Annotated in this window: 11 protein-coding genes; 10 read left to right on the top strand and 1 reads right to left on the bottom strand. The window is 38.6% G+C overall.

Going from position 1 to position 9,529, the window contains the following annotated elements; translation table 11 throughout:
* Positions 1-710 (top strand): GntG family PLP-dependent aldolase (locus HP456_RS15570; RefSeq protein ID WP_246289108.1); only part of this gene is annotated, 710 nt, incomplete at its 5' end.
* A gap of 8 nt (positions 711-718) precedes the next feature.
* Here HP456_RS15570 and HP456_RS15565 read toward each other — a convergent pair.
* A complete protein-coding gene (locus tag HP456_RS15565) occupies positions 719-1,720 on the bottom strand; it encodes a helix-turn-helix domain-containing protein (protein WP_172252728.1) in 1,002 nt (333 codons plus the stop codon).
* 111 nt (positions 1,721-1,831) lie between these two features.
* Here HP456_RS15565 and HP456_RS15560 point away from each other — a divergent pair, with 111 nt between their 5' ends.
* From HP456_RS15560 to HP456_RS15520, 9 genes are all read left to right on the top strand, one after another.
* Positions 1,832-1,969 (top strand): hypothetical protein, encoded by a 138-nt coding sequence (locus tag HP456_RS15560; RefSeq protein ID WP_172252726.1) that lies wholly within the window; start codon positions 1,832-1,834, stop codon positions 1,967-1,969.
* 31 nt (positions 1,970-2,000) lie between these two features.
* Positions 2,001-2,666: a LuxR C-terminal-related transcriptional regulator gene (locus tag HP456_RS25515; RefSeq protein WP_172252724.1), complete on the top strand. Its 666-nt coding sequence runs from the start codon at positions 2,001-2,003 to the stop codon at positions 2,664-2,666.
* A 136-nt stretch (positions 2,667-2,802) separates the two neighbouring features.
* Entirely contained in the window at positions 2,803-3,453 is a 651-nt protein-coding gene (locus HP456_RS15550; RefSeq protein ID WP_172252722.1) for a GNAT family N-acetyltransferase, read from the top strand.
* Complete coding sequence (locus HP456_RS15545; protein ID WP_172252720.1) at positions 3,440-4,192, top strand: SDR family NAD(P)-dependent oxidoreductase; 753 nt, start codon at positions 3,440-3,442, stop codon at positions 4,190-4,192. Before HP456_RS15550 ends, HP456_RS15545 begins: the two co-directional genes overlap by 14 nt.
* A 17-nt stretch (positions 4,193-4,209) precedes the next feature.
* Positions 4,210-5,154, top strand: a complete 945-nt coding sequence (locus HP456_RS15540) for an ACP S-malonyltransferase (protein ID WP_172252718.1) — start codon at positions 4,210-4,212, stop codon at positions 5,152-5,154.
* A gap of 6 nt (positions 5,155-5,160) precedes the next feature.
* The gene (locus tag HP456_RS15535; RefSeq protein WP_172252716.1) at positions 5,161-6,072 is read left to right on the top strand and encodes a hypothetical protein; all 912 of its coding nucleotides are present in this window, start codon (positions 5,161-5,163) and stop codon (positions 6,070-6,072) included.
* Between the two features lies 1 nt (position 6,073).
* Entirely contained in the window at positions 6,074-7,519 is a 1,446-nt protein-coding gene (locus HP456_RS15530; protein ID WP_172252714.1) for a class I adenylate-forming enzyme family protein, read from the top strand.
* A complete protein-coding gene (locus HP456_RS15525; RefSeq protein WP_172252712.1) occupies positions 7,507-8,733 on the top strand; it encodes an aldehyde dehydrogenase family protein in 1,227 nt (408 codons plus the stop codon). Before HP456_RS15530 ends, HP456_RS15525 begins: the two co-directional genes overlap by 13 nt.
* A gap of 3 nt (positions 8,734-8,736) precedes the next feature.
* On the top strand, positions 8,737-9,529 hold a 793-nt coding region (locus tag HP456_RS15520; RefSeq protein ID WP_172252710.1), incomplete at its 3' end, for a thiamine pyrophosphate-binding protein.

Genomic DNA, 9,529 nt, shown 5'->3' with positions numbered 1-9,529 from the left:
AAGTATTTCCGTTTGACCCTGAGGATCCCCAGTTTGCACTTCCTGCATTGATTTGTTTAGAAAATACACATAATCGCTGCGGCGGTAAAGTACTTTCGTTAAGCTATTTAAAAGATGTATACGAATTTAGCAGAAAACGAAAAATCCCCATCCATATGGATGGGGCGAGGTTATTCAATGCGGTCTCTGCGATGGATGTGGAAGTAAAGGAAATAACGAAATATGCCGATTCTGTTCAGTTTTGTTTATCCAAAGGCTTATCTGCCCCGATAGGTTCCATTGCTGCCGGTACAAAAGACCACATTAAGAAAGTGAGAACACTGCGTAAAATGCTTGGCGGCGGTATGCGTCAAGCAGGAATCATGGCAGCTCCTGCTTTAGTAGCATTAAAGAATATGACTTCCCGCTTAAGAGAAGACCATATCAGGGCTAAGAAATTAGCAGAAGGGCTTGCGGATATTCCAGGAATCAAGATCGATCCTGATGAAATTGAGACGAATATCGTCCTATTTAAAATCGATGAGAATGTATGTACCTGGCAAACATTTTTAGAATTAACCGGGAATCGTGGTGTGACTTTTTCTGAGATGGGGTATGGAAGAATCAGAGCTGTTACTCATCGACATATAACTGATGATGATATTGATTCTACTTTAGCTGCTGTAAAGCATATGATGCAGACTGAATTGAAAGCGGCATGTATCTCTTGATACCATATTTAATTGGCACACTGTTCCCTGGTGTGCTTTATTTTTTTGGCCAGCTGTTCGGCATATGGCCGGTCACAGAGTGCGTCCACTTTCTCCATTGCATGATCCAATAGTTTTATCGCCTCGCCGATTTTCCCTCTTTTATGTTCAATTTCTGCTAGTGCCCGTAATGAGCGAATGAGAAAAATGGCTTTATTCTCTAGTGAAAAAGCAGAAACGGCATCGGCAAAATAGATAGAAGCACTCTCCAAATCATTCTTTTTTTCATATGCAATTCCTATCAAATGATATAATTCCCCTTTAGAATACAGCAAATGATTAGCCAGTAGATAATATTGAACTCTGTGAGCGAGATCAAGGCAGGAGTCATACATACCTTCAATAAAGTATATGTAAGCCATGTTATAGCCTATCCGGGGATAAAGGGACTTATCCTCAATCATGTTATTTGAATCCAAGGCTTTCAGGGATTTCCTCAGCAGGGATCCCGCTTCTTTAAATTCTTCTTTTTCTATTAATACTAAAGAGAGGGAGTTAGCGATATTAATATCGATTTCTCTAATGATTTTATTTTTGTATAGCAATTTGCGGAAAGCCGTTTCAGCTTGATCGGCTTTCTTTTCAATTTTATGAATTAGAATGGCTTTTTGCCAATTCACAAAACGAAGGAATTCCTCATCCTCTAAATGAGGATATTTGGAAATGAACTGTTCAGCTTCTTCAATGAGATATTGGATTGAATCAAAATCTTGTTGATATAAGCTTTCCCGGCATAATTTCTTGATTTTATCCATATGAACAAACTTCGATTCCAAGTCTGGTGTAAGGACAAAATCAACTGAAATATTCAACTTATGACAAATTTTCTGTAAAACATCTAGACGGGGGAGTTGCAGAGACTTTTCGATCCTGTATAAGGTAGATTCATCGCAAATATTTTTAGATACATACTGTCTTGAAAACCCAATTTTCATACGAATATCTTGAATTTTTTTACCGATATGATCCATAAATCCTCCTGTAATGAATACTTGTCACAATATTTCGTAAATGCATATATAATTTTACATAATTTTGTACAATAATGGTACTAGGATAAATGAAGGGAGGGTAAAAATGATATGAAAGTACTAAGAAAATTCTTGTTTGTGACTCTTTTGACATCATTTGTAATGAGCGGTGTAGTACAAGGTGGTCATTCCGGTATCGGGATCGGTATTTTAGGGAATATTGATGATCCAATCATTGGTCACCACTAAAATAATCTTGAAATAACTGAGGTGAAATCTAGTGGGGCATAGGGTCTTAATCATTGATTATATAAAAGAAAGAAATAACTCCCCAAAACTTTTAGAAACTTTATCTGAAAGAGGCTACTCTTGTCATATATTACACAATTCATCCTCTCTTAGAGATTCATTGTTTGTTAACTCTTTTGATTTAGCGATTATCAATTTAAATAAAAAAGAATTAGTTAACCATTTGCCTTCAGGGAAATGCAAAAAGATTGTTCTTATAGGGAAAGGAGAGAAACACTTACTCCCCTATGTCTTGAACACTCAGGCCATTGTACAAAAAGACAGCGTGAACGAAATTTTAACAGCGATCACCGTTGTGAATAATGGCGGTTTTTATATATCGGAAAGTCTGAAGAATTCCCTGTTTCCTGATATGAAACCGTCCACAAGTCAACAACAAGATCATTTCGTGGATCTTCCTTCTATTTTAACTGAAATGGAGTTACGAGTTGCTGAAGAGTTGATTAATGACAAGACCAATCAACAAATCGCCGATACATTATATTTAAGTAAGCGAACGGTAGAATACCATATTGCTGCAAGCATGCAAAAATTAAGAGTAAAGTCGCGGGTAGGTTTAGCAGTGAAAATTACTAGAGCAAATCTACTATATGCCCATTCAAAAAAGCATTTATCCTCATTAACCTCCATTTCATAATATTAATCGTTCAAAGAGTCCATCTTGATGGACTCTTTTCTTAGTATTGCGTGAAATACGGGTGTATTAAGAACGACAGTTTTTTAATATGTAATGGAGAAACACTTATAAGTTTCATAGAGAAAGGGGAATATCAATGGAAGGATATCTAGTTAAATTAAGGCCAATAGAAGAAGAAGACTATGAATTGTTTTCAAAGTGGGTCGTACCTTCTACTTCTAGTGCTTTGGCAAGGGGGTCCCTGGAGTTTGCCACTACGGAAGAAATAAAGAAAGATATCAAAACTGGAAATACCCGCTATGCGATGGTTTTGACTCATGATGATCGGAAGATTGGGTTTGTGTCATGGCAGCCGCTGAAATATGAAGGAAGTTACGTATTAGGGGGAGTCATCGGTGAACCGGAATTATGGGATAACGGATATGGTGCAGAAGCCTCAATCCTAATTATGGACTATCTATTTCATAGTAAGAACGCCCATAAAGTCCAATTCATAAATGGATTATACAATTTACGTTCTGTTCGGTTCCTGATAAAGAACAAGGTTACCATTGAAGGTATTTTACGGGATCACTTCTTTATCGATGGCGAATACCATGACGCGGTTGTCTCTTCTATTCTTAGACACGAATACTACGCGGATAAACAAAATTTACCCCAGGACAGCATTCCTCAGGAAGAAAAGCTCAAAATCAGACAAGAACTGTATGAATATATGAATGGTTACTGGAAAGACCATTGTCTTCCAGCACTAATCAATAAAGGTGAGCGGAATGAGCTGGGATAATCGAGTAGTCGTAGTGACGGGTGCCTCTAAAAGACTTGGAGCCGGAATATCTAAACACTTTGCATCATTAGGATCCACAGTGATTTTAGGATATAGGAGTTCTTTAGAGGAAATTAAGGAAATTGTCAATGAGATTAAAGAATCAACCAATAATGAAAATGTCTTTTATGAAAAATTTGATGTTAATAATCGTGATGAGGTACAGGAAGCATTTCAGCGGATCATTTCAGAGCATCGCTTTATCGACATCCTCGTTAATAATGCAGGGGTGAGTTATGGGGGAGCGTTGATTCCCAGTAACCCCGTTGAAAAGTGGGAGGAAATCATCCAGACAAATATCATGGGGACAATTAATTGCATTCATGCTGTTTCTCTACACATGCTTACAGAGCAAAGAGGCTCGATAATAAATATCTCATCTTTGGCAGGTCTGGTGGGTATGGACAGATTAAGCGCCTATAGCGCAAGTAAGGCGGGAGTAATCGGATTAACAAGGTCATTGGCAAAAGAATACGCACGTTTTGGTGTAAGAGTGAATGCAGTCGCCCCAGGTTACATTGAAAATACCGGTATGGTCGATAGGATTCCTGAAAACCAAATGAAAGAATTCAACAAGAAAATCGCAATGGGTCATTTAGGCGAAATCAATGATGTGGCAGAAGCTATATCCTTTCTTGCTTCCACTAAAGCAAAATATATAACCGGCCAAACATTAGTAGTTGATGGCGGCCTGATGTAAAAAATGGAGGTGTAAAAATGAAATCGGCTATATTGTTTCCCCCTTTGATGACGTTGAAAGCAGGAAGTTTTTCACAACTGTATAATGAATTTCCGGAAGTAAGGAAGAAGTTTAAGGAATCCAGCAGTATTTTGGGGTTAGATTTAGCAGAACACTTCTTCTCAGAAGATGAGAGTGTAATCAACAGGGGAGAAGTTGCAAGACCAAGCATCGTTACTATAAGTACAGCGCTTTATGAAATGGTCATAGACAAAATGGAGAAACCCGCTTATTACTTGGGACCTAGTCTAGGACAAGTGACAGCAATTCATTGCAGCGGAGCGTTAGGCTTTGAAGATACCATTCGTATGGTGAAAGCCATGTGTGATTTTGAGGAAATGAACGAACGAAATAAAGAATACGGAGTATTCTTTTTCTATAATATCGATTGTTCAATAATGGAGGAAAATATCAAAATAGTGAATGATACGGGAGGCTATGCAGAGCCGTGTATGTATGCCACTTCCAATCAAATGATCGTAAACGGTGATTTCCCGAGTTTAGAGAGACTTGCACAAATGGTGTTATCTCAAGGCGGATTAGGTGTCACAATTCCTTTTGGCCCCCCGGGACACTGCTCATTATTGACAGATGTACAACACCGATTCACTGAACAATTCATGCCAACGATAAATCCGCTTAATCCACAGGCTCCTCTTGTAAGCAATGTGGATGGATCTGTAATCATGAGTGCAGAAGATGTCAGAGATGAGCTTATTGGACAGTATGTCACAAGCGTGCAGTGGTATAAGTCACTGGAATACCTTAAATCTAAAGGTGTGGACAAACTGGTAGTTTTGGGTCCCGGTCAATTTATACCTAAATCCCTGCAGTTCACTGATATTCCTTTTGAAGTTGAGACGCTTGTCACAATGGAAGAAGTAAAGAATAAATTAATAGACTACGCTAAGGAGCAGGTGTGATTTATTATGGAAGCATTATTATTACCGGGCTTAGCTCCTTCAGCATATACAGAGGTAGATGAGTTTATTAATCGCAGTCCCCACGCACTCAAACGATTCTCGGAAGCGAGTTCTGTTATCGGATATTCTCTGATAGATGCTTTCAGAGAAGCAGGTGATAAGGATTATGAAGTAAAAGAATGTGCGTTTTTGGCTAATTCGGTTGCTCTTATGGATCATTATACAGATCTGTTTGGCAGCAAACCTGAATTTACGATCGGACCAAGCTTCGGAGTAATGGGAGCTGCAGTCTCTACACAAACACTCACCTATGATGAAGCCGTATGGTTGACTTATGAGTCTGCCAAAGTGTCTAAGCTCTTTTACAATCAACTAAAAGGGGATTATCACACACATTTTATTTATAATCTATCGTTAAAAGAAGCTTTATCAATCGTTGAAAACTTTAATTCAGAAAACAAATACCTTGAGTTGGTGGGATATCTGGAAAAAGTCGTTTGCTTATGCGGACCGGCTGCTGTCATAAGCGACCTAAAGGATTACTTAAATAATAAACCAAAGTGTTTCTCCCTACACACAATGAAACAGCCGATCCATAGCAGTTGTCTTAAGCCATTGCATCAAAAATTGAAGAAGGGGCTTTTTAACGAGATCAAGTTCAAGCCATTGAGAAATACTTTCATATCGGATGTATCCGGTGAATTAATTAACGACCCGGAGGAGTTCAAACAATCTTTGCTTGACGGGTACGACAACCCGGTAAGGTGGGATCTGGTGAAGAAACAAATAGTAAATCTTGAACTTAAAGATATTTATGTTGTCGGTCCTAAAAATCTATTTATTCAATTACTTAAAAATGATGTCGATACGATTGAAATCAGCCCGGAAAAAGCATTGGACATGCTGGTGGAGACTTAAAATGGGTGAAATGATTCATACAGCAGATCATCAGTATGACCAGGGAACATTCAAGAAAGAAGTTTGGTCCTATGTGGAATACTTCACTTCTAAAGGACTGAAGGAAGAGGAAAGGGTTATAGTCACTTCAGACAATTCCTATCAACTTATTGTCACTCTTTTTGCTTTGGTTCAGAAAGGGGCCTCTATCGTTTTGGTTGATAGTCAAATGAAGGAATCAGAAGTTAAGAACATCGCAAAGGCCCTGAATTGTAATCTTTGTATATCTGATCGATCGTTTGCACAATCCGTTGAATTGCAGACAATTGTCATTCCTTTAGAAAACATACAACCTTCAAACAGGGAAGACTCCCTCAGTATTTCTTTATGGAAAAATAAAAGAGATGCATTGATTCTGTATTCCTCGGGATCCACTGGTTCTCCAAAAGGGATTGTTAAATCAGGTCGATCCTTTATTGAGAACATTGAAAGCACAATCGTTAGAATGAATTACAATGACAAAGATGTTTTGCAGCCTCTGGTTCCTTTTACACATTTTTATGGATTATCGATCATTTTTATTTGGTGGCTTACAAAGTGTGAATTAGTAATATGTAACTACAAAAAAATACGGCCGATTATAAAGGCAATCACTGAAAAGAAAGTGACCGTGGTGGATGCAGTTCCATCTACCTATTATATTCTGAATAGATTGCTTACCAAACGTAACGATACTCTGATGGAATTAAAGAGTTCGAGTGTGAGAATGTGGTGTATAGGGGGATCCCCTCTTGCAAAAAAATTGGGCAGGGATTTTAAACGATTGATGGAAAAGGACTTACTTGATGGTTATGGGTTATCAGAACTGGGCAATGTTACCTTGAATACTGATTCACACGAACTGGGTTGCGGGAAACCCCTGCCAGGTATACAAATCAAAGTGACAGACAAATCAGGAGAAGAAATGCAGGCGGGAGAAATTGGTGAAATAATCGTTAAATCCACGGGTATTATGGAAGGATATATCGTTGAAGGAAGTCCTGAATTAATGTTGCCGGAATCCCTTTGGTTTAATACAAAAGATGTTGGTTTCAAGGATATTGATGGAAACCTTCATGTTATCGGTCGAAAAGGCAACGAGATATTAAGAAATGGCTACCTCATTTACCCTGCAGCCATAGAGAAACAATTAGAAGATAACCTTGGCTTAAAGACGAGGGCATTTCCAATCGGAGATGAGAAAAAGGGTTCAAGAATCCTTCTTTTTGCAGAAGTTGCTGCAAACGAAGAGACAATGGTTAAAAGAGCGATAAGTCAAACCTTAAGCTCTTTATTAAAACCGGATTTCATTATCTGTATGGAGGACTTTCCAAAGCTTTCAAACGGGAAGATCGATCAAAAAGCCATAAAAGCAATGGCAAATCAGTGGGAATCAAAAAGGAAGGAAGAAATAACATGGGTAATGTAAATATACTAGAGCGGAATTCTTCGTTGGTTGAAAGAAGAAAGAGTTCCATTGAAAAAACAATCGAATTCATCAAGCACAACCGTTCTGATATACGGGACATCCTGGCGGAGATTTCCACTTACAGAACCGCTGAAGATGAAATTGACAGTTCTATCAAGACGCTGGAGAAAGGGTATGAGGAAGTCAAAACAAATCAGCCTCCTGCCATTGACCGCATGTCTGTTTTTATGCCGTCAAACGTCATTCTATACTCTTATGTATTATATTTGTTAATTCCATCTTATTATACTGAAGAAATTGAATTTCGCAGTTCAAGTATGGTGTCGACCCAAGTAAAAAGACTTCATCAACTATTAAAACAGGTTCATGACCTTCCTATTAATCTATTAGAACTTTCTCATAGAAAATACATCAGGGAATCTGCATTGAAATCAGATGTAGTCGTCTTTACAGGAACGTATCAAAATGCTGAGAATATTAAATTTCAACTTTCAGACGACCAATTGTTTGTTTATTTTGGCCAGGGCGTCAATCCTTTCATTCTTACTGAATCTGCTTACATAGAAAAATCAGCAGTGGATTTGATTTCGGCCAGGATGTTTAACAGCGGTCAGGATTGTATGGGGCCGGACGCTATTTACGTCCCCAGTACAATCAGTGGAGCATTTATTGAACATTTAATTGAAGAAATCAAGCAGCTGAAATTTGGCCATAACCTTGATCAAACAGCAGATTACGGAAAGATTCACTATACTTCTACTCTGGAATCGGTGGGCCAGTACTTGAATCAATCGAGTGATTATATAAGGTACGGGGGAAATATTGATTACTATAATAAAGTGATACAGCCCACAGTGTTAGTAAGTGACATATCCGATAAGCTTCCAATTGATGAATTTTTCTCTCCAATTTTCAATGTCATTATATACGATAACAACGAGGAATTGAAAACAACGTTACAGGAAGGGTACTTTTTGGAAAGGGCAATGGGAGCCTCCCTCTATTGTGGTGATGACAGTGATGAATTACTTCAATATCTGCAGAAGAAGCACGTAGTTTCGGTCAATAAAACTCTATTTGAGATTGAAGATGGAAACCGTCCTTTTGGAGGTTATGGCCCGATGGCAAATTATGCAGCATATAGAGGAGAACTCTATATTCATCCCTTATTGATATCAAAAGTATTAAATGAACTTTGGAGGAAAGAGGGGTAAAAGATGCAAAAAACTGTATTGGAGATTGTGGCAGATCGTTTAAAACAGCTGAAAACGAAAATAGTCTTCGGGCTGCCTAGTGATGACTTGCAACTTATGAGACATATTCAAGAAAAGAACATTGAATACTTTGTCACCAAAGATCAAAGGAATGCGTTATTCATGGCTGCAGGTTATTCCATGGCGTCTGGACATCCCGGCATCTGTAATGTGGGGAAAGGACCTGCATTCACCAACAGCTTGACAGGAATTCTAGAAGCGCGGTCCCTGAGTGTTCCGCTGCTCATCATCGCTGCCGGTACAAGTACATCGAAATTCGGAGAAGAAAAAGCATTTCAAGAAGCAAATCAATTAAATATGGTATCTCCTCTGGTCAAATGGAGTCATAGACTTGAGAATGCTGAATCGATTCATTGGGTTATAAAAAAAGCGATCTTCCTGGCCATTAATGGAACACCGGGTCCTGTCTATGTTGAAATTCCAGAAGATATTGGTACGGTCCATGTCGAGGAAATTGAAGAAGAATTTCACTCGATACATGCAGGAAAGCCAGTACCATGCATGTCATCGCTTCATTCAGCTTCAGACCTTATCCGAAAAGCTGAACGGCCAGTATTGCTAATCGGTGGAGGGTGTAAAACAATTGGGGATTCAACTCTGCTGACCCGGCTGTCTGATCGGATAAAGGCACCAGTTTTTACAACAGCTTCGGGGAGAGGGAGTTTTCTTGAAACACATCCTTTATTTTGCGGTCTGGCTGGTTTGTATTGTCCTGATGTCATGAAAGGAATTATTG

The sequence above is a fragment of the Bacillus haikouensis genome, assembly GCF_013179555.1.
Taxonomy (GTDB): Bacteria; Bacillota; Bacilli; order Bacillales; family Bacillaceae_B; genus Rossellomorea; species Rossellomorea haikouensis_A.
This window is presented reverse-complemented; position numbering and strand designations above follow the sequence as displayed.

Coding starts and splice junctions, on each gene's coding strand:
- HP456_RS15545 (WP_172252720.1), top strand. CDS start 3,440: ATGAGCTGGGATAATCGAGTAGTCGTAGTGACGGGTGCCTCTAAAAGA.
- HP456_RS15540 (WP_172252718.1), top strand. CDS start 4,210: ATGAAATCGGCTATATTGTTTCCCCCTTTGATGACGTTGAAAGCAGGA.
- HP456_RS15550 (WP_172252722.1), top strand. CDS start 2,803: ATGGAAGGATATCTAGTTAAATTAAGGCCAATAGAAGAAGAAGACTAT.
- HP456_RS15530 (WP_172252714.1), top strand. CDS start 6,074: ATGGGTGAAATGATTCATACAGCAGATCATCAGTATGACCAGGGAACA.
- HP456_RS15525 (WP_172252712.1), top strand. CDS start 7,507: ATGGGTAATGTAAATATACTAGAGCGGAATTCTTCGTTGGTTGAAAGA.
- HP456_RS15535 (WP_172252716.1), top strand. CDS start 5,161: ATGGAAGCATTATTATTACCGGGCTTAGCTCCTTCAGCATATACAGAG.
- HP456_RS15560 (WP_172252726.1), top strand. CDS start 1,832: ATGAAAGTACTAAGAAAATTCTTGTTTGTGACTCTTTTGACATCATTT.
- HP456_RS15565 (WP_172252728.1), bottom strand. CDS start 1,720: ATGGATCATATCGGTAAAAAAATTCAAGATATTCGTATGAAAATTGGG.